At 52.1% G+C, this 21,181-nt stretch carries 14 protein-coding genes; 6 read left to right on the top strand and 8 right to left on the bottom strand.

All coding sequences use genetic code 11. The annotated features are described in order from the left end of the window. Window position 1 precedes the first annotated feature (1 nt). The 8 genes from AB8Q18_07730 to AB8Q18_07765 form a co-directional block, all read right to left on the bottom strand. The gene (locus AB8Q18_07730) at window positions 2–8,095 is read right to left on the bottom strand and encodes a hemagglutinin repeat-containing protein (GenBank protein ID XDZ50095.1); all 8,094 of its coding nucleotides are present in this window, start codon (window positions 8,093–8,095) and stop codon (window positions 2–4) included. Between the two features lie 32 nt (window positions 8,096–8,127). Beyond that, a complete protein-coding gene (locus AB8Q18_07735; GenBank protein ID XDZ50096.1) occupies window positions 8,128–9,936 on the bottom strand; it encodes a ShlB/FhaC/HecB family hemolysin secretion/activation protein in 1,809 nt (602 codons plus the stop codon). Between the two features lie 482 nt (window positions 9,937–10,418). Then, window positions 10,419–11,072, bottom strand: coding sequence for an adenylate kinase (gene adk, locus AB8Q18_07740; GenBank protein ID XDZ50097.1), 654 nt, complete (start codon window positions 11,070–11,072; stop codon window positions 10,419–10,421). A 26-nt stretch (window positions 11,073–11,098) separates the two neighbouring features. Next, complete coding sequence (gene kdsB / locus AB8Q18_07745) at window positions 11,099–11,872, bottom strand: 3-deoxy-manno-octulosonate cytidylyltransferase (GenBank protein XDZ50098.1); 774 nt, start codon at window positions 11,870–11,872, stop codon at window positions 11,099–11,101. Continuing rightward, window positions 11,869–12,048, bottom strand: coding sequence for a Trm112 family protein (locus AB8Q18_07750; protein XDZ50099.1), 180 nt, complete (start codon window positions 12,046–12,048; stop codon window positions 11,869–11,871). Before AB8Q18_07750 ends, kdsB begins: the two co-directional genes overlap by 4 nt. 15 nt (window positions 12,049–12,063) lie before the next feature. Continuing rightward, window positions 12,064–13,125, bottom strand: a complete 1,062-nt coding sequence (gene lpxK / locus AB8Q18_07755) for a tetraacyldisaccharide 4'-kinase (protein ID XDZ50100.1) — start codon at window positions 13,123–13,125, stop codon at window positions 12,064–12,066. Further along, a complete protein-coding gene (locus AB8Q18_07760) occupies window positions 13,122–13,550 on the bottom strand; it encodes an ExbD/TolR family protein (GenBank protein ID XDZ50101.1) in 429 nt (142 codons plus the stop codon). Before AB8Q18_07760 ends, lpxK begins: the two co-directional genes overlap by 4 nt. Window positions 13,551–13,553: 3 nt before the next feature. Beyond that, window positions 13,554–14,171, bottom strand: a complete 618-nt coding sequence (locus tag AB8Q18_07765) for a MotA/TolQ/ExbB proton channel family protein (GenBank protein ID XDZ50102.1) — start codon at window positions 14,169–14,171, stop codon at window positions 13,554–13,556. A 655-nt stretch (window positions 14,172–14,826) separates the two neighbouring features. Between AB8Q18_07765 and gltP the strand changes: the two genes are divergently transcribed. From gltP to AB8Q18_07795, 6 genes are all read left to right on the top strand, one after another. Then, entirely contained in the window at window positions 14,827–16,173 is a 1,347-nt protein-coding gene (gltP, locus tag AB8Q18_07770; protein ID XDZ50103.1) for a glutamate/aspartate:proton symporter GltP, read from the top strand. A gap of 104 nt (window positions 16,174–16,277) precedes the next feature. Then, window positions 16,278–17,624 carry an exodeoxyribonuclease VII large subunit gene (xseA, locus tag AB8Q18_07775; protein ID XDZ50104.1) on the top strand — a complete coding sequence of 449 codons (1,347 nt, stop codon included), beginning with the start codon at window positions 16,278–16,280 and terminating at the stop codon, window positions 17,622–17,624. A 910-nt stretch (window positions 17,625–18,534) separates the two neighbouring features. Next, window positions 18,535–19,170: a DUF1120 domain-containing protein gene (locus tag AB8Q18_07780; GenBank protein XDZ50105.1), complete on the top strand. Its 636-nt coding sequence runs from the start codon at window positions 18,535–18,537 to the stop codon at window positions 19,168–19,170. 35 nt (window positions 19,171–19,205) lie between these two features. Beyond that, entirely contained in the window at window positions 19,206–19,838 is a 633-nt protein-coding gene (locus AB8Q18_07785) for a DUF1120 domain-containing protein (GenBank protein ID XDZ50106.1), read from the top strand. 17 nt (window positions 19,839–19,855) lie between these two features. Further along, a complete protein-coding gene (locus AB8Q18_07790; protein XDZ50107.1) occupies window positions 19,856–20,503 on the top strand; it encodes a DUF1120 domain-containing protein in 648 nt (215 codons plus the stop codon). A 1-nt stretch (window position 20,504) separates the two neighbouring features. After that, window positions 20,505–21,167 (top strand): DUF1120 domain-containing protein, encoded by a 663-nt coding sequence (locus AB8Q18_07795; GenBank protein ID XDZ50108.1) that lies wholly within the window; start codon window positions 20,505–20,507, stop codon window positions 21,165–21,167. Window positions 21,168–21,181 lie beyond the last annotated feature (14 nt).

The following is a 21,181-nucleotide window of genomic DNA, read 5'->3' on the forward strand; positions in this document are numbered from 1 at the left end:
ATTACATCCCCTTCGTTACAGTAGGTTTTACTAATTTAGGTTTAGACGCATCAGGATCATTACCCCATGCGCTTATATACTCTTTATAAAGTGGATTTTCTTGTATTTTCCCATTTATAATAATTTTCTCAGGCGGCATCTCATAGAAATAACTGCTATGACTATAAAACCATGGTTGATAAATCCCCCCGGTCGGAGGATTCCCACCCGTAACATATTTACTCCGGAGGGCAATTAAGGGGGAGCGACCCACAAAGTCGGTCTCATGCACTGCCGAGTAAGCCTGACCAGAACCATTTTTTGCTAATAAATTCGCATAGTCTTGCACGTTAGTAGCCGTACCATAAAACCTAGCCTGATTAATTGGCAATACACCATAACCTTTATTGATGAACGCTTGTGAACTGATACTCGCGGTCAAACCACCACGACTATGGTTACTCGTATCAATAACATACTGATTTATTTGTGCCCACTGTAATAAGTCTAAATTAGCTTGCTGGGAATTGGTAAGTGGTAAGAATTTCGCCCCAGTTAAGTTATTAACTTTATCATATGCTGCGTACATCAACTCGGCAACAGGGTTTCCTGTTTCAGGATTGGGAATCACAATAATACCGCCCTGGTTTATCTCCGTCGCATTTTGCTTTGATGCATTTTTCAAAGAAGCATCCAAATCATTCAAAATACCTGGATTAGAGACCGTAATTAAATTTGTACGCTCATCAGGATGAATATCCGTCAATAAAACTTCTCGATATTGACAATCAACATTTGGCCCTTTACACGTTTGTAAAAAATATTTTTTATCAGCTGTAGCTGCTTGATAAACTAAGTCAGACTGAGTTAATAAACCCATTGACACTAAATTACTAACGTCTAAACCACCCCAGACACCACCAACAGCCAAATCAAAATACATTGTATTTTTAGCTAAGGCATCTGCCTCTGCATCTAATCGCTTAGACTCATCAGTAGGGAAGCCATTATTAGCCATCCTCAGCGCTGTTGCTTCGTCACGCTTGTCTTTAATTGCACTATATAATCTATCTTTGACTTCCTGCCGATTCTGATCAAAGGCCTGACTGACTTCTCGCTGTAAATCTAACTCTTTTTGAACCTTATCTTTGTCAAAATTATTCCCGATATGGCCACTGTTTTGTGCTGCCGTATCAGTAGTCACCGAGGTTTGAATTTGGGCAATAATTGCTTCTGCATTTTTACCCGTTAACTGCTGTCCATTTACATCTACAATGTTGATATTCTGCGTATTGATTCCGGAGTATGTCGTACTCTTATCATGACCACTATCTGCACCAAAACCAATTGATTTAGAACCACTTAATGCACCAGAGGCCGATGTTTCGCCAGTCTTTAAGTCTGTGGTTGATGTATTCTGACCAACCTGAGCCAAGTTCATACCGCCGACTTCTTTAGGCCCTTTCCCACCGCCGATGCTTCCGCCACCACTGATGCCAAAACTACTGCCTTCATAATCAGCATGGTTTTGAATGTCACTGCTGGTTAAGGTACCCGTGGTTAACTGGTTACGTGCCTGGTCTTGTGCTAATTGGGTCGAGGTAATCAAGCCACCCTTAAGATCGGTATTGCCTTTAACATTGATTTGATAACCATCGTCGCCCGCTAAAATACCGCTTTGCTCGTTGACGCTGGCGTAGTCTGCGTTAATTTTTGATTTACTAAAACTACCACTGGCAGAAGCCCCATAGCCTACGGTCACCTGGCCGCTGATGTCTTGCTGTTTGCCTTTAAACGTGGCGGTGTCTTGCAGGCTTTCTATATTCAACTCAGCCGCATCAATGGCCACGCCTTTACCGATGACCTGACCACCAATGATGTTCGTAGCGCCACCGCTGACAATGCTGGTTTGGCCGGTGCTGCTGCCAACGTGGCTATTCACATAGCTCACCTCATCACCGTCGCCATAACCTTTGCCCTTATTGCCTCCGGCTGTCACGCCAAATGCTGGGCCATTGGAGCCGTAACTAATCGCCACGCCGGCATTCCAACCAGATGATTTATTGTCGCTGCGCTCGGTATGAGTTTGTTCGGCCGCTAAAATATTTACTTCATTATCAGCCAATAAATTTGTACTCATGCCACCAGCCACTTCTGAACCAACAATATTGATATTTGAAGCTTTATCAGCACCAGCAGCCACAATGTTCACGTTACCACCTGCGTAAATGGTACTTCCAGCAGCCTCTGTTCCAGCCACTTTGGTGCTCTGCTCTGATTTACTTGAACCATAAGTGATGCTCACGCTGACATTATTGGCCGACATGCCATTGCTGATCGCATCTTTTGCTGCCCCTACGCTTTTATAACCATCCATCGCGGTATTGGCTGCGGCCATTGCATTGACGCGAGTATTCTTACTTTGGCCCACTTTTTTACTGCTGTCGATCGTGTCTTTTGCCTGCATCGCTGCACTGATGGCCGGTGCACTCAACGCCACGGTTAAACCACTTTGTTTTTGCTTCTGTACAAAGTCGCTGCTGTAACGATCTTCAGCCGCTACAATATCAACCTGTTTGGCCATGATGGTCACATCGCCCTGTTGCGCCGACACGGTACTGCCTATTTGGCGATAAGCCTCTCCCGCCACCATGGTCACGTCGCCGCCGAGGCTGCCAACCATGCTGCCTTGGTGTGTCAGGTTGGTGTTTTGGCTATCCGTCGACAGCTGGTTCTTGCCGATGGTAAAGCCCACCCCACCGCTGCTCATCAGCCCCGACTTTTTGCTTTCGTGGAACTGGCTGTTGCGGTTGGTTTCTTCGGCGGCCTCAATGCTGATGTTTTGGCCGGCGCTGAGGGTGAGCTTTTGGTCGGCGACCACGTTGCTGCCTTTAATATTGACGTCTTGATCACTGTGGATCTGCACGCTGGCGCCGGTGACGTTGCTGCTCACTGCTTGGGTATTGTCGTCGGTGTAGCGCACTTCGCGTGATTTGCTGCTCAATGCGCCGCTGTCTTTATGGTAGCGGCCTTCGGCAAATTCATCGGTGGCCAGGCCCGATTGAATGGTCACGCCTTTAACGCCGAGGATGGACAAGGCGCCGGCCTCGCTGTTGAGGTCTGATGCGGTTACGGTCACCTGACCCTGCGCCTGTAACGTCATATCGCCTTGGCTATTGAGGTTGCTGCCGACTTCTTGGCTGTTGTTCTGAATGCGGTAGTTCTTGGCGTCTTGTACCGTTGATTCTTGACGGCCGGTGGTAACAGTACCCACATTGAGGTCGTTGCCGGCCAATAAATAGGTTTGGCCTTCAGCGCCGCTGTTGCTGACGTTGGCGGCAGCCAGATTGATGTCGCGGCCGCTTTGGGCCAGCAGAATGCCTGCATCTTCGGTGACGTATAGCCCGGCCACGCGATCGATGCTGGTGCGGCTGCCGTTAAAACCGCCGCCCTGCTGCTCGGTGCTGCTGGTGGTGGTGATCACGTTGAGGTCTCGTCCTGCGTCTAGGGCCAGGCTTTTTTGGCCGATGACGCTGCCGCCCACAACGTTGATGTCTTCTTTGGCCTGTAGCTGAACCTGAGCGCCTTGGATGCGGCCACCGATGTTGTTGATGTTCTGGGCATTCAGCGCCGTAATGTTGCGCCCGGCGATGGTGCCGCTGTTGTCGAGGTCGCCGCTGACGTTAAGCTGCATGTCGTTGGCGGCAATCAAGGTACCGCCGTGGCTTAAGTCGCCTGAGCGAGCCACGACGTACAGCTTGGGCACCAGTACCGACTGGGTGCGGCCATCGGCCAAGGTCACGGTTTGGGTTTCTAGCCACACCATGTCGCTGGTGAGCTGGGCCACCATTTCTTTGCTGAGGCTGACGCCGGGGGCGAGGTTGTGGGCTTGAGCAAAGGTGGCGCCACTGTTCATTAGGGCTTTAAACTGGGCCTCATCGTTTTCGTAGCCGCCAAGGTAGCGGTTGCCGGTTAATTGCGCCACTTGCTCATTCACCAGGCGCTGCTCGTAATAGCCGTCGCCCAGGCGCTTGTGCATATTGTCGGGGTTGGCGCCCATCATTTTAAGCATGTAGTCGCTGCCTAGCCACTGCTTGCCGTTGGTGAAGCGTGGGTCGGTTTCCACCAAATAATCTTGGCCGTTGGGGTTGATGCTGTACAGGCTGCTGTTGGGCAGGCGCGTGTTCGGCTGGGTGCTGTTGATGACGTTGGGCGCGCCGTTTTGGGCGCCGACGCCGTTAATGCTGTTCACCGAACCCACGTCGGTGGGCCGTTGATTGTGGCTGTCGCTAACGTATGAGGCGTTTTCTTGCTTGTTGGCGACGCTGAGGGTGATGGTTTGGCGCTGTTCGTCGGCATACTTCTGTTTGCCATCCCATTTGCGCTGATGATAGCGCTTAAAGCCGCCACGCCAGCGGCTGCGGGTGTATTGGCTGGTGCCTTCATCGGTGATGATGTATTCACCGGTGGCGTCGATGTTTTGAATGTTGTCGAGGCCGCCGATCATGGTTTTACCGGCGATGATGGTGCTCTTGTCGTTGATGACGCTGCCGCTGAGGGTCATATTGCCACCGGACACGATGCGCCCGGGGTCGGAGGTTTTTACTTGATCTTCGTACTCTCTACGCACAATCTCGTATTGGGTCCAGCGGGTGAACTGCTGATTGAATTGACCGTTATAGCGCTCAATCGCTTCGTCTAGGGCATCGAACTGAGCTTCGTTTTGGTCATACCATGTCTCTAAGGCATCATGATAGGCATTGATGGCCAAATCATAAGCTGCTTTTTGCTGGGCATACGCTTGATTGACCTCGGTATACACTGCCAAATCTGCTTCATATTTGCTTAGGGCTTGCGCATAGGCCACGCACGCGGCCGAGCTGCTGCCATCGCAGCTTTCGCCGGCCGGTACCTCAGGGGCAATCGGTTTCAGCATCGTGGGCGCAATGGGCGCCACTAGGTTCGGTTCAGCAGGCTCGCCCGCCGGAGCGGTGAGGTTGAAATAGGCCCAAGCAGGATTGTCGGCCGCGTATTCAGAACCAGGAATCGGCACGCAGGTAGACTCATCTAGGGGGTTGCTACAGCTTTCCTCCCCTAGGCGTAAAATCGGCGTTTTGCCGAGAATCGTCCCGGTGCCGACGCTGGGACTGTTTTTCCACACGTAGCGGCCTGCGCGGCTCCAGTTTTGCCACTGAAAGTTTGAACCATCATATTTATTGGCGTCGCCTTCTGGGCTGATCAAAAACACGTTTGTCGGCCCCTTCACTAAAACCGTTTCGGTGCTGAAATGCTCATTGCTGTTGACCAACTTCACGGCGGCAATGGCCATGTCGCCCAAGCTTTCGATGGTGGCGCTTTTATTTTCGATCAGATTGGCGCTGCCGGTGGCTTGATGATTGGCGTCGAGGCTGCCGCCCAGATGCATGCTGTCGCCGCTGAACAACAGGGCATGCTCTTGGTTGATGATGTGTTGGGCGCCGATGTCTAAGCGTTCTCGTGCGGCAATGGTGGCGGCGGTGGTGACGCCGGCCACGGCTTCTTCACGGTTGTGCACGGTATGGGCGGCAATGGCGACGTGATCGCCATAAACCTTACCGGTGCCGACGTTATCCAGTTTTTGTCCGACCTGCAAAAGGGTTAAGCCGTTGCTGTTGATGAGGCCGCGGTTGCTGAGGTTTTCAGCCACGTTTAGCTGGGTGTGGTTTTCGGCCTGAATGATGCCGCTGGCCTGATTGTCTACGTTTTTAGCGTCAATTTGGATTTCAGCACCGCTTTGGATGCTGGCCTGATTGATGAGCCTGCCTTCGGTGCTGATGCTGAGGTTGCGGTTGGCCTCGATGTCGGTTTGGGCCACAAAGTCGTCTTTCAGGCCGATGCTCAAGTCTTGCCCTGCTGCCACCATACCGTCGCCGCTGAGGAATTTAGCCTGAATGTGAGCATCCGTTCCGGCCAGGATTTCGCCTTGGGTATTGCTTAGACTGAGGGTTTGGGCCCCGCCATCATGAATGGTGACGCTGTTGGCTGAGCTGATTTGGCCCTGCTGGTTAGCCAACGCCTGTGTGGCTTTGATGTTGAGGGCTTCATTGGCGCGAATGGCGCCCTGCTGCTGATTGTCGATGCGTGCAAAGGCCAGATCCAGCTGCTGCGATTCAATGGTGCCGCTGCGGTTGTCTAGCTGCTGGCCCGATAGGTTAAGGCTGCTGCCCGACAGCAGCTCACCATCTTGATTATTGAGGGTTTGAGCCATCACGCTGAGGGTTTCATTACTGGCGATTTGCCCTTTTTGGCTGTTGTCGAGCACGTCGGCGTTGATTTGGGCCTGTTTACCGACCAATACAACGCCTTTCTGATTATTAAATTGTCCGGTGTTCGTGTCAAAGTGGGCAAATGCCGTCATGCGGCCTTGCTGGTTGTGAACGGCGTCAGTATTCACCTTGATGTCGTTGGCACTCAGTTCACCGCCACGGTTATCCAGCTGGTCGCCGCTGACGCTGAGCTTATTTAAATGAAGCGTCGCTTGATTGCTCAAACCCTCTTGAGCGACCAAATCCACGCCACCGCTGCCGCTGATCACGCCGCCCTGATTCACTAGGGTTTGGGCAATGTTGATCTGCCCCGTGGCCAAGGTCACCGGTACGGTGGGCGCGGTTTCCACGCCGCCGCCAGCGCTGCCGGTACTCGGTGGCGTGGTGGGCTGATCAATATTCGGGCCGCTCGGCTGCTCTGGGCCAGTGCTTGGGCCTTCGCCTGAGCCAGGCGTCTCGCCGCCTGTATCTTTAAGCGGCACGGCGCCAATATGGCCTTGATCGGTATTGCTCAATTGTCCGGCTTCAATGAGCAGCGACTGTTGCCCGGTTTGGATTAATTCGCCGTTAAGATTGCTCAATGTATTGGCGCTAAGATCCAAGCGCCCTGCGCTGAAGGTGCCTTTGTCGTTAACGATGTCGGTGGCCTGAACGTTTAGTTCTTGGGCGCTGGCCAAGAGGCCTGTATTAGTGAGGTCTTGGGTTTGAATGCTTTGATTGTGCTGCGACGACACGGTGCCGCTGTTGTGAACCGACGTGGCCAGAATGTTCACGTCATCAGTCTTGCCGTTGCTGTTGATCACGCCGCTGTTGCTGAGCTGACCGTCGGCGCTGAGGCTTACGCCGCCAGCGCTGGCAAATAATTGGCCTTGGTGTTGAATACCGCGGCCGCGATCGGTGCTGACCAAGGTGATTTTACCAGCGTACATGCCGCCTAAGGCGCCTGTGTCGATGGCGAAGGCTGGCGCGCTTTGATCGGCAGCGGTGGTGCTGATTTGGTCGTTGGCGTCTAAATCATAATGGCCTGCGACCACGTCAACGTTTTGGCCCCACACGCCGCCGTTAATGTTGGCGGCGGCGGTTAAAATGCGGGTGTAGTTGGCGTCGCGCACGTCGAGACCTTCGCCGTGAATATTCACGGCACCGCCCTGCACGGCATAGCCAGCCACGAGGCCGTCTTTAATGATGGGATTGCCGGTGGTGAGGGTCACCCGCGGGGCGTTGATGAAGCCGCCGCCGTTAATGCTGAGGCCTGCCTGGTTGGCGATGATGACGTCGGCCTTTTGCCCGGCCACTTCGACATAGCCGTTGAGCTGGCTGGGGTTGCGGCTGTTGACCTGGTTGACGATGACTTTAGCCGACCCGCCGGCCAGCCAAGGGTTGGCCTGAACCATGCCGCCAAGCTGGGTTTGGGTGTTCTTACGGCTGTTGTTGAGGATGACGCCTTTTTTATCCACGTCGAACTGCTGATACTGGTTCATCGACACGCCGCCCTTAGTCGGCTTTTGGATATTTACCTGAGGCGTGCCATTAGCCGAGGGCAAAATCGTCGGGCGCTGATTGCCTGGAGCATTAGGATCGGCCACCACGCGGGCGTCGGCGATGGGGCTGAGAATGACGGCACTGCCCAACGCCAACATCAATGAGAACGACAGCAATTTAAAGCCACGTCGTGACGATGTGGTGGTGGCGCCGTTAAAGCCGGTTTCGCCATCGGCCGTGCTCTTGCCTTCGCGCACGGTGTTCTCCGCCACGACCATCATCTGGCCCCGTTTTTTATTGAAGATGATTTGATAACATTGCTTGTTCATGACTGTCCCCAGCGACTGCGTTGGTGTTTATTTTAAAAAGAATAAGAAAGATTAAACCCATAGGCGATGTTGGCCGTTTGGAAGTACTGCGGCTTCTTGATGGCTTTGCCGGCAAATAAGTCGTAGTACAGATTGCCAAAGCCGCCGAACTGACCTTTCAGCCCAAACACGCCACCGATGAGATTCTGCCCCAACAGATTCCCAGCCGATGGCCCAGACACATGGCCCATGTCTACGCCTAAGTAGGTTTGATGGCTACCGGCATAAGTCCACGTTAAGGTGTTTTGCCAGGTCCAGCCGCGTTCGGCCATTAAGGTGACTTCGCCATCAAAGCCGCGCACGCTGTAGCGGCCGCCAATGCTCATCATGTCTTGCGTGAGTAACGGTGTCTTATGCCATTGCGCTCGTACGGCCGTGTCGTAGCTGAGGTTTTGTTGACCTAGCTGAAACGGCACCAGCAAGGAAGCATCGAGCGTAATGACCTTCATGCGGCTAGTGCCTTCGCCAAACGTTTCCTCAATCGCCCGTTCGGCTTCTTTACCGCCGGTGCCGCGCTTGTAGCCTAGGCCCAAATCAAGGGTGTTGCTGCCCAAATAAGCTCTATGATTTAACTGTGCTGTCCAGCCGGCCACGCGGCGGTTTGAATCGGTGAGCTCGGCATCGTCAATGAAGCTCGTGGAAGTACGCAGCCAGCCTTTAAGGGTGGCGCTGGTTTTATGTTTGGCGTTGCGAAACAGTAAGCGGGTCATCGACAGATCGGTGTTTTCGCTGGTGCCACTGTAGTTGTAATGGCCATTCACACCCGCAATGGCCTGATCGTAGCTGTGACGGTTGGCGTTGAAGGCAAACAGCCAGTTGTCGTAAGGCACCGAGTAATGAAACGCGTAGCCGTGGGTGCCACTGCTGTCTTTATTGCCGTGCTCGTCGACGGCTTTAGAGGCATAGCCGAGGTCTTGGTTGTAGCTGGCGTATAAGAGGTCGCTTAAACCCAGAGGGTTATCAATAGAAACCGTCACGCTGCCCTGATACTTGCCGGTCGATTTACTGCCAGAATCGTCGACGCTGAAGTTAAGCCGATACGGCACGGTACGCTGCGCCCAGCTCACCACCACATCGCTGGTATTGGGATCGTTGGGGTCGTTCGTGGGCACGATTTGAATGTCGGCCTCAGCCGTGGGCACGCGCTTGAGGTTTTCTAAGCCCTGCTCTAGCGCATGCAAATTCAGAATATCGCCATCGTTTAGTGGAAAGGCATTGTGTGAGGCCTGAATGCGGCCGACGTGGGTTTGTTCGGGCTGGCTGTCGTCAAACTTAAGGGCGCCGATGCGCCCAGGAAAGATGGTCAAAACCAAGGTACCGCTGGCCAAATCTTGCGGGGCGGCCAGCACCCTCGTGGTGGTGTAGCCTGCCTCGATGATGTGGTTTTGGATCAGCGTCATCAGCTGATTCACGCCTTGGGCGCCAAGGCACTGGCCGGCTTTAAAGCTGGTCTTGCGTAAAACCGCCTTTAAAGCAAACTGAAAGCGCTCTGCTGCTTCCCCATCCAGGACAACAGACTGCACGGCAAAGCAAGGAGATTCATCTTGGGGCAGCTGATAAGACAGCATGGCTGGCGCGGTGACCTCATCAGCATTGAGGCGTACGTCGCGTGGCGGCTGAACCTGCTGCTGTAGCTGTTGTTGGCGATCACGGGCCCGCTGCTCTTCTTGAGCTGGGGTGCTGATGGGGGCACGCAGCACGCTAGGCGTCACGGGTTCTTGCGCCCAAGCAGGCGCTGACAGCATGAGGGCGGCACAAAAACACGACAGGGGTTTAAGGCGGAAGTTGTATAAAGGGCGCATAAAATTATTCTATTAACATTTATGCTGTACTATAAACTTCTGGGCAGATGAAGCCAAAGGCAAGATAAGCAATAACCATTTATTGCCAACATCATATGCCTTTAAATTAAATGATTAGGCTCTCTTATGACTACAATTCAAAATACATATCCATTTATCTTAAAACATTAAGTTTAAATTGAAACGTCATTTGTCATGACAATATGACAAACAAGGATTTGATTGGCTAGATATTATATTAGAAGTGTAAAAAAATACGTCCGCCACGAGAAATTGATGTATTTATAATCATTAGTTTAATAAAATGACAACCAAAAAAGCATATTGCCTAGTCACCTGAGGCGCAACACAACGCATGATTATGCCAATACTCAGCCCAAAACCAGCATATCATCCGAAGTAAAAACGCTTTATCCAACAACAATAAAGCCCCTGCGCCACACCATCGGTGAGCACAGGGGCTAAGTCTGATTCAGCGGCGCTTATTTAAGCTGAGCCAAAATCTCGTCTTTAACGGCTTCAACGGCTTGAGTACCGTCTACTTTGATGTATTTAGGCGCGTTGGCCACACCTTGGCTAATCATGCCATTGTAGAAGCCCACCAATACTTCGGTTTGCTCATGGTAAACGTCAAGGCGTTTTTTAACCGTGTCGGCATGGTCGTCTTCACGTTGAATCAAGTCTTCACCGGTCACGTCGTCTTTACCTTCTACTTTAGGTGGGTTGTACACTAAGTGGTAGGTACGGCCTGACGCCAAGTGAACGCGGCGGCCTGACATACGGGTGATGATGGCTTCGTCGGGGACATTGATTTCCACCACATAGTCTAGGTCCACGCCTGCGGCAACCATGGCTTCGGCTTGAGCTAGGGTACGTGGAAAACCGTCAAACAAGAAGCCGTTGGCACAATCAGCCTCTTGAATGCGCTCTTTCACTAAGCCAATAATGATGTCGTCGCGAACCAATTGGCCGGCGTCCATGATTTTTTTGGCTTCTAGGCCTAGTGGCGTGCCGGCTTTAACCGCAGCGCGCAACATATCGCCCGTCGAGATTTGGGGGATGTTAAACGCAGACGTAATGTATTGCGCTTGGGTACCTTTACCTGCGCCAGGGGCGCCTAATAGCAAAATTTTCATATCGATCCTTTGATCTGTTGTTTTGGTTAATCATTGTGTTGCTGTGCAAATAGCGCCTGCACACGCACTAAATCTTCGGCAGTATCCACGCCCGCAGCGGGAGCTTCAGCCACCACCGTCATGGCGATTTTTTCACCGTGCCACAACACCCGTAGCTGCTCCAGCGCCTCAATCTGCTCTAAGGGCGACACTGCCAGCTGCTGATAGGTTTGTAAAAAACCTGCGCGGTAAGCATAGATGCCAATGTGGCGATACACGGCGCCATTTTGAGGCAGTTGGGTTTGATCATGGGCAAATGCATCGCGCGCCCACGGAATCGGCGCACGGCTGAAGTAAATCGCCTCGTTCTTGGCGTTCAACACCACCTTCACCACGTTGGGGTTAAAAAACTCCGCAGCGTCGTGAATCGGGTGAGCCGCACTGGCCATCGGGGCGGCGCTGTTGGCAAGGCTCAAGGCCAGCTGGTCAATCAGCTGAGGGTCGATTAAGGGCTCGTCACCCTGCACGTTCACCACCAAGGTTTCTGCTGGTAAGGCCAAAAGATCCACCACTTCGGCCAAGCGATCGGTTCCGCTGGGATGGTCTGGCTGGGTTAACACGGCTTTAACCTTGTGTTCGGCACAGGCGGCTAAAATCAGCTCGTGGTCGGTGGCGACAATGACGTCGGTGGCAGCGCTTTTACGCGCCTGCTCGGCCACCCGCACCACCATAGGCTTACCACCAATGTCGGCCAAAGGCTTATTGGGCAATCGACTCGAGGCCAAACGGGCCGGAATCACCACCACAAAGGCTTCAGTCACACCGTCTCCTCAGGGCCAAGCTCACGGGCTTCGGTTTCCAACATCATCGGGATGCCGTCTACGATTGGGAAGGCCAAACGGGCGGCTTTACTGATGAGTTCTTGGGTTTCTGGCTTATACACCAAAGGGGCTTTGGTGATGGGGCAAACCAAAATATCTAAATATTTTTGATCCATTGGGTATTCCACCTATTATTCAGAGTAAGGATGAGTCGGTCTGGACGCTGGCGTGGCGTGGGCCTTAAGGCCCAGCTCGGCACACACAAAGACGGCCAAATTAGGCTCTATTGTAGCACTAACTGGCAACACCCACACCTGTGATAGGGGGATATTTTTCAGCTTCACGGCATCTTTTTCAGTCACCACAAAAACGGCATCGGCATCGATAAAGTCACTGGCTTGATACTCGTGATGGTCGGGAAACACCAACGTTTCACGCGGGCTTAAGCCAAGGGTAGCCAAGGTATTAAAAAACTTCTGCGGCTGGCCAATCCCAGCCACTGCCGTCACCTCTAGTGCCTGCAATTGCGCCACGGTGGCCGTTTGACTGGGATCGTCTAAACGATAAAAAGCACCGGGCTTAAGCCGCGACACAAAGCGTGGCGCCGTTTTGGGCAGCTGCGCCTCAACCTTGGCCAACGCTTCGGCCTGGGTCACCACTAGGGCATCAGCTTGGCTGATGCGGCTCATGGGTTCACGCAGCGGGCCTTGCGGCAGCAGGCCGGTATTGGCTAAGCCGTAAGCCGCGCTGAGCACCACGATTTCAAAGTCGCGCGCTAGGGCGTAATGCTGCAGGCCGTCGTCGGTTAAAATGACGTCTAAATCTGGATGCGCCGCCAACAGGCATAGGCCAGCATCGTAGCGCTGGCTGCCCACGGCCACGGGTACACCCGTGCTTTGAGCGATCAACAAAGGCTCGTCGCCATAATCGGCCGCACTGCCGCCGACCGACACGCAGGCCGTCATGCGGCTGCTGCGCCCATAGCCACGGCTGATCACGCCGACTTTTAAGCCCATGGCTTGAAAATCCCGCACTAAGGCCATGACGATGGGGGTTTTGCCCACGCCGCCGACATGAATATTGCCCACCACCACTACGGGTATGGGCAATTTAGCCTGTTTTTGCCAGCCGCATCGGTAGGCCAGCCGCCGAAATCGGCTCACGCCTGAAAAAATCAAGCTGAGCGGCCACAACAGACAGCTCAGCCCGAAGCTGGGTGCCTGCCAATGCCGCTGAATCTTGCTGCTCATCATGGCTTGTGTTTATCCGTTGCAAAACTTAAATCACTGATGCCCACCGCTCGCGCGGCTTCCATCACCTTCACCACCGACTGATGCGAGGCATCGGCGTCGGCCTGAATCACCACCAATGGCTCGGCGGCATCGGCTAGGCGTGCTTTTAAAGCCGCCTGAAGCGCGGCCTCATCGCCGCCGTCCACGTCGATTTGATCCACCTGCCAGCGCCCATCTTTGGCCACGCCCACCCAGATCGGCTGTTGCGCTGTGTCTTCTGGGTTTTGGGCCACTGCATCAGCAGCGGGCAGTTTAATGTCTAGTGCGGTGAACCGACTGTAGCTGGTGGTGACCATTAAAAAGATGAGGATCACCAGCAGTACGTCGATGAGTGGAATGAAATTAATTTCCGGCTCTTCGTATGATCTACGCCGTCTAAAATTCATGCCCTACCCTTTATTCTGAGGCCGCTCGCCCGAGGCTGAGTCTAGCTGATGCCAAAGTCGGTTAGCGATGACTTCCATGTCGGTTAGGTAAACCTCCACCTTGGCCCGAAAATGACGGTAAAACATCATGCTGGGAATGGCCACCAGTAGGCCAAACGCTGTATTGTAGAGCGCCACAGAAATGCCGCGGGCCAGCTGCTGTGGGTCGGTACCGGAAGGCGATTGGGCGGCAAAAATCTCAATCATGCCGATCACCGTCCCTAATAAGCCTAACAGCGGCGCCATGGCGGCGATCGTGCCTAAGAGGGTGAGGTTTTTTTCCAACACCACCGTTTCGAGGTTGGCTTGATTCACCATATTGTCTTGGCGAATGGCGCTATGGGCGCCTTCGTCTAGCCAGGCAGCGCTTAAAATACGTCCTAGCGATGAAGCCGACGCTGCTGGCGTCAAGGCATGATCGGGGTGAGTCGCTTTTTGTTCAAACTCTGGCACGATGCTCAGCGGCATCACCACGCTGCGCCTTAAGGCCACTAAACGATCCAAAATAATCGCCACCGAGGTGACAGAGGCGGCAATGATCAGCCAAATTGGCCAGCCCGCTTGCTGAATAATCGTCCACACAGGCACACACCCTTTAGGCTTAAAAAGAAATACTTTAAAGGTAAGGCCTAAGTCTAAGCAAGCCCTTTTGTGCTTTAACCGCCATTTTGACACAGGCCTATGGGCCTCATCGGCGCTCAAACCGAAGCATTTACTGTAACCGACCAGGCCGCCCAAAGCTTCAGGCCATGCCCCATCAAGGTTAGCATGCAGCTTAAAAATGATTTGCCCTAAACAAGCTGAACGCTGCATCGTTGCCCACTGCGGGCCAAAATAGTGAATGCGCTTTGCGTTGCCCGACCCGATGATTGTCTACCCTCCAGCGATAGAGGGCCTTAGCGCGCTTGCCTCATCCCATGCTTCGCTCACTCAATCAGCAGCCCATTCTCATAAACCCTTGTTTTAACAGATTTCCGTAGCGATCAAAACCGCCAATACAACTACAAAAACGAATTTTTTAGTCCAAAAACCCTAAATTAATTAGCACGATAATTCAAAGGATTAACAAATCTTTACATTAACTGTATTAAAAAATTCTCGCACAGTGATAAAATGCCCGACTTCTCTGCAAGCTGCGTCTACTGATTCTGCCCGATTCTGGCATTTTTTAACCACATAATAAAACGACAAAAATATTTCCTAAATAGAAGGGAAGAATACCGCAATGTTCAACAGCATGATGAAGTCTTTAAAAACCAGCCTCGCCTGGCAAATCGGCCTGGCCTTAATCCTAGGCGTCTTATTTGGGGCGTTCCTACACAGCGTTAATATGAATGCCGAGCACGCTTGGCACCAATATTACCAAACCATTCATATTAATGTTCTGAAGCCCTTAGGCGACATTTTCATTAGCCTAATCAAGATGATCGTCATTCCCATCGTGGTATCGACCCTCATCGTCGGCATTGCCAGCATGGAAAGCGCCAAAAAACTCGGCACCTTAGGCGGCAAAACGCTCCTATACTTTGAACTCATCACCACCGTGGCCATCGTAGTGGGCCTATTTGCGGCCAATGTTTTCCAACCCGGCGTGGGCATTGATCTACATTCGCTAACGCCGGCGGCGCAGAGCTTAGACCAATACAAAACCACTGCCGCGGCTTTAGAAAACCAGCCCCACGGTATTGTGGTGATGATTTTGGACATGATTCCGACCAACGTGATTTCGTCTATGGCATCAGGCGAAATGCTGCCGGTGATTTTCTTCTCGGTGCTGTTCGGCGTGGCCTTATTAGGCCTACCTAATCAACAAAAACAGCCGCTTTTAGACGTTTTAAAAGCCATTTCCGACACCATGTTCCGCCTCACCAACATCATCATGCGCTATGCGCCAATCGGTGTATTTGGCTTGATTTCAGTGACCATCGCCCAGTTTGGCTTTAGCGCTCTACTGCCGTTGGGCAAGCTGATTTTATTGGTGTATGGCGCCATGATCTTCTTTGTGTTTGTGATTTTGGGCGGCGTGGCTTATTACTGCAAACTAAACATCATCACGTTGATGAAGATCCTCAAAAACGAATTGATTCTGGCCTACTCAACCGCCAGCTCAGAAGCCGTTTTACCCACGGTGATGCAAAAAATGGAAGCCTACGGCGTACCCAAATCCATCACTGGCTTTGTAATCCCCACCGGCTATTCGTTTAACCTAGACGGCTCGACCCTGTACCAAAGTATTGCGGTGATCTTCATTGCCCAAATCTCTGGCATTCAATTAACGCTGTTAGAAGAAATCACCATGGTGATTACCCTTATGGTCGCATCTAAAGGCATTGCCGGGGTACCGGGCGTGTCATTTGTGGTCTTGACCACGGTATTGACCACGATGAACCTACCCGTAGAGGCGCTGGCCTTTATCCTAGGCGTCGATCGTATTCTGGATATGGGCCGCACCGCCGTGAACGTGGTGGGCAACTCTCTGGCCTCTTTGGTGATCGCTAAATGGGAAGGCGTCTACGATGCTGAAAAAGGCAAACGCTATGAAGAAGAAATGTTAGGCCGCGCACCCACGCCGCAAAAACACTAAGCTTTAAACCCGTATTCAACAACGCCAGCCGCCCTGATGCACAATCGGGCGGCTTTTTGGTTATAATTGCCCTATTGCAAGCCTTTTCATAGATTGAGTTGTGTATGAGTGAATTATTTAGCCCAGCGCCGGTGGCCGTTTCTGAACTGAACGCGATGGCCAAAAACCTATTGGAAAACCATTTACGGGGCCTATGGGTCAGCGGTGAAGTGTCGAACCTAACCCGAGCCGCCAGCGGTCACTATTATTTTTCACTCAAAGACAGCAAGGCACAAATACGCTGTGCCATGTTTAAATCCTACGTGAGTCGCTTGGCCACCCCTTTAAAAGAAGGCGATCAGGTTGAGTTGACTGGCAAGATCAGCATTTATGAAGCCCGTGGCGAATACCAAATCAGCGTAACCGAATGCCGATTGGCCGGCCTTGGCCGCTTGTTTGAAGCCTACGAACGACTCAAAACACAGCTACAAATGGAAGGTTTGTTTGCACCAGAGCGCAAACAGGCCATCCCTAGCCATCCCAAGGCCATCGGCATCGTCACCAGCCTCGCCGCAGCGGCTTTACGCGACGTGGTCAGCACCCTCAAACGACGCATGAGCAACATCCCCGTCATCGTCTACCCCACGCCGGTACAGGGCGCGGGCAGCGAACAGCAAATCGCCGCAGCCATCCATAAAGCCAATCAACGCCAAGAGGTCAGCGTGCTGCTGGTCTGCCGCGGTGGCGGCAGCATCGAAGATCTGTGGGCCTTTAACGAAGAGGTTGTCGCGCGCGCCATCGCCGCCAGCACCCTACCCATCGTCAGCGGCGTTGGCCACGAGACCGACTTTACCATTGCCGACTTTGTCGCCGACCTCCGTGCGCCCACGCCCACTGGCGCTGCCGAGCTGGTCAGCCCAAATAAGGCCGATCTTTTGCACAAGGTCGGTGTGGCACAGCAGCAGCTGTACCGATCGTTACAGCAGCGTTATTTTGACGCCAGCCAAAAATTAGACTGGCTCAGCAGCCACCTGCCACATCCACGCCAAACGCTGCAACAGCAACGTGAACGGCTCCAACAACACCAGCTCAACCTCACTCAGGCACTGCGCCATAACCACTTCTGGCACAGTCAAAAAATAGAGCGGCTGGCGCTACAGCTGCGTCATCAGCAGCCCAACACAGAGCAGGCCAAGCGCCAACTGAGCCAGCAACAAACCAATCTCAGCCAGGCTTGGCAGCAGCTGCTGCAACACAAACAGCAGCAGCTTCAGCGCAGCATGGGCTTATTGGAAGCCATCAGCCCCAACAACGTCTTGGCTCGAGGCTTCAGCATCGTCACCGATAGCAAAGGCAAAGTCATCACCCGCGCCAACCAGCTTAAACTGGGCCAAAGCCTCAACCTTCGTTTTGCCGAAGGCGAAGCCAAGGTTAGGGTGCAGGGCGATGGCGGCCAAGGCGAGCTGTTCTAGGGCTTTATGCATTGCATGGCCCTACGGTGATGCTTTCGTAGGCGGGTACAGCGTGGCCTACCCGCCAAATCGCCACACAATACCCAACGACAAATGGCGTGGGCGCGACCCACCCTACGACTCAACGGTAAGCATCGTAGTTGGTAAAGAGTATTTTGAGGATGAATACCGCAAACCATGGTTTATTAAACGTTGCGTAAGGTGGGGAAAGCCTAGCCTGCCCACCGCTCTTAACGTACCCCCCTGCCTACCTTAAAACCCACGTGGGTCGCGACCCACCCTACGACTAAACGGTAAGCATCTATATCCCCACATCAAGCGGCTTTTTGCGCTCAATCGTGCCTTAATCATCAACGCCCCACGCCCAAAAGTCGAAATCACCGTTTTACAGCGCGCCTGTTGGTTAAGAAATGTCTTTCTACGTTAAATTTTGCAAAGTTAGGTGAATTTAAAAAAACCAATGCAATGATAATAGGATATTTAATCCTAAATACATCCTCGTCCTTTTTTTGATTTTTCTGTCAGGGCCCCCTTCGCCATCGATAAGCAGAACAACACGATCCAACCCCATCACCACACTCAATAAAAAATCATAACAACTTGTTTATTATAAATTAATTTAAAAAAACTTCAAAAAAAACGTCTAAAAAAGCACCAGAGAAATCTTATTGCCTCCCGCTAAAAACGCCCTCTAAGCAGAACTATTTTACTTAAAAATGCTTTTTTTTACCTGAACTTTCTCTTCTTAACATAAGTCATTGGCATATTTGTTCCAGACTCACTTAATTACTATCATAAATTAACACTTAGCCCCAACAGGCAGCACCCAAGGGCACACATCAGCCTCACCAGAACTAAACCATTTAAATATTAAGCATATTTCTGATAACAAAGATAAAGGACATTCTTTATGACTCGACCAATTCATGCTGCTTCTGCATTTTTAGCCACTCTTGCCTTTGGCCTTGCTACGGCCCAAGCAGCGGCCCCTGTGGCTGAGCTAAAAGTCATCGGCACCCTCACCGTTCCCACCTGTACAGTCGCGTCGGCCGATGATGGCGTGTATGACTTAGGCAAAATTTCCGCCACCATGGTCAAGCCCGCGACCACCACCACATTAAATAACATAAGTAAAACCTGGACCGTAACCTGTGATGCCGAAACCTATTTAAACTTCAGGCCCGTCGACAACCGCGCCGAAACCAATCTGGGCGGCGACCCAGTTTCTTTTGGTCTAGGTTCAGTCAATGAAACAGGCAAAATTGGCTTTTACAGCGTCATCATGAAAAACGGCAGCGTTGACTCCGTGGCTTCTAATGTTTTTAGTGCCGCCAACACCAGCATCTCCTCAAATACCTCTGTTTACATCAGCACAACCCACCGTAATGGCTGGTCTAGTGGCACCAGTCAAAAAAGCGGCAAGATTTTTGTCGCCGACCTTGAAGTCGCCCCAGTACTAGGCTCGACCAGCCACATGAATGGCCCCATTACTGAAGACACCAATATTGATGGCTCTTTAACCCTTAACTTTGCCTACGGCATTTAATTAACCACCCATAACCCATAATAAGGACAATCTAAATGAACAAGAACATTACTTTATTCAGCACCGCATCCGCCCTACTATTAGCCATGGCCACTGCTCACGCAGCCCCGCCGACAGCAGAATTAAAAGTCATCGGTACTCTGACCGTTCCTACCTGTACCGTTGCGGCCACCGACGACGGCGTTTACGACATGGGTAAAATTTCCGCCACCTTGGTTAAACCCAATGCAAATACAGCCTTGTCTACCATGAGCAAAACCTGGACGGTCAACTGCGATGCCGAAACGTATTTGAACTTTAAACCCGTAGACAACCGCGCCGACTCTGCCGTTGTAGCCAATGCCACTTCATTTGGCCTAGGCCAGGTGAATGAGAGCGGTAAAATTGGTTACTACACTGTCACCATGAAAAACGGCACCGTCGACGGCGCCGCCTCTAATTTGTTTAGCTCGCCTAGTGCCACCATCGCCACCGCAAACGCCGTGGCCGTGAGCTCAGCTAACCGCAACGGCTGGTCAAGCGGCACGGTACAAAAAAGTGGTAAAACCTTTGTTGCCGACCTAGAAGTCGCCCCCTTCTTAGGCTCGACCATCAGCATGAATGGTGCCATTACGGAAGACGCCAATATTGATGGCTCTTTGACCCTTAACTTTGCCTACGGCATTTAACCTAAAAAGGCTAAATCATGAGTCATCATAAAACCTTATCCAGCATTGCCTTCGCCCTAATGGCGTTCAGCATGGCAAACGCCTATGCTGCCCCTCCAGTAGCCGAATTAAAAGTCAAAGGCCAGTTAGTGGTGCCAGTATGTACCGTCGCCGCCAGCGATGATGGCGTGTATGACTTCGGTAAGCAGTCTGCCACCTTAGTCAAACCTAATGCCTATACCAATTTAACGCCGATGGTGAAAACCTGGACCGTGACGTGCGATGCGGAAACCTATTTAAACCTAACCCCAACCGACAACCGTGCCGACAGCACCAGCGCCGTCGCCAATGCGAATTTTGGTTTGGGTAAAGTCAATACCGATGGCAAAATCGGTTATTACACCGCCACCATGAGTAAAGCGACCGTTGACAATGCCAGCACGTCTTTATTCAGCACGCGCAACAACGTCATTGCATCAGCCGACGTAGCGGCCACCACCGCCATTGCCACTGGCGGGCGCTCTGGTTGGGCAGCATCTTCAACCACCCAAAAAAGTGGTAAAGTATTTAGCGCAGACATCACGGTACAGCCTTACCTAGCTTCTAGCGCCATCATGCAAGGGCCGATTACCGATGACACCAACCTAGATGGTTCATTAACGTTAAGCTTTGCCTACGGCATTTAATATGAAAATCACCAACATGAATCATTTATTACTTTGCAGTACAGCCTTTGCATGGTTTATGTTGGCCATGCCGGGGGCTCACGCTGCGCCACCGACAGCCGATTTGACGGTTAAAGGCAAATTGGCGGTACCTGTTTGTACCGTTACCGCCACAGATAACGGTGTCTACAATATTGGTAAACTATCGTCCACGATGGTGAAATCCCAATCAGATACCGTTTTACCCAGCATCAGTAAAACGTGGACCATCACCTGCGATGCGGAAACCTATTTGAATTTTTCTCACGTTGACAATCGTGCCGAAAGCGCCAGCACCGTGGCCCGCCCAAACTTTGGTCTAGGCAACGTCAACGGTACAGGCAAACTTGGATTTTATACGGTCGAGGTCATCAACCCAACCGTCGATGGCGCCACAACGCGGGTCTTTTCCACCATGACCAACACCGTGGGCAAGGAAAATATTGTGCCCTATCTGAGTGTTCACAAGGAAAACCGCCATGGTTGGGCATCTGCCAGACAGGACACGCAACAAAGTGGTAAAGTATTTACTGCTGATTTTGTGGTCACGCCCACTTTGGCCTCATCTGCCGTAATGAATGGCCCGATTACCGACGATGCCAATATCGATGGCTCAATGACCCTTAACTTTGCCTATGGCATTTAACCTGAAAGCACACT

This window comes from Neisseriaceae bacterium CLB008 (assembly GCA_041228285.1).
In the GTDB taxonomy this organism is placed as follows: Bacteria; Pseudomonadota; Gammaproteobacteria; order Burkholderiales; family Neisseriaceae; genus JAGNPU01.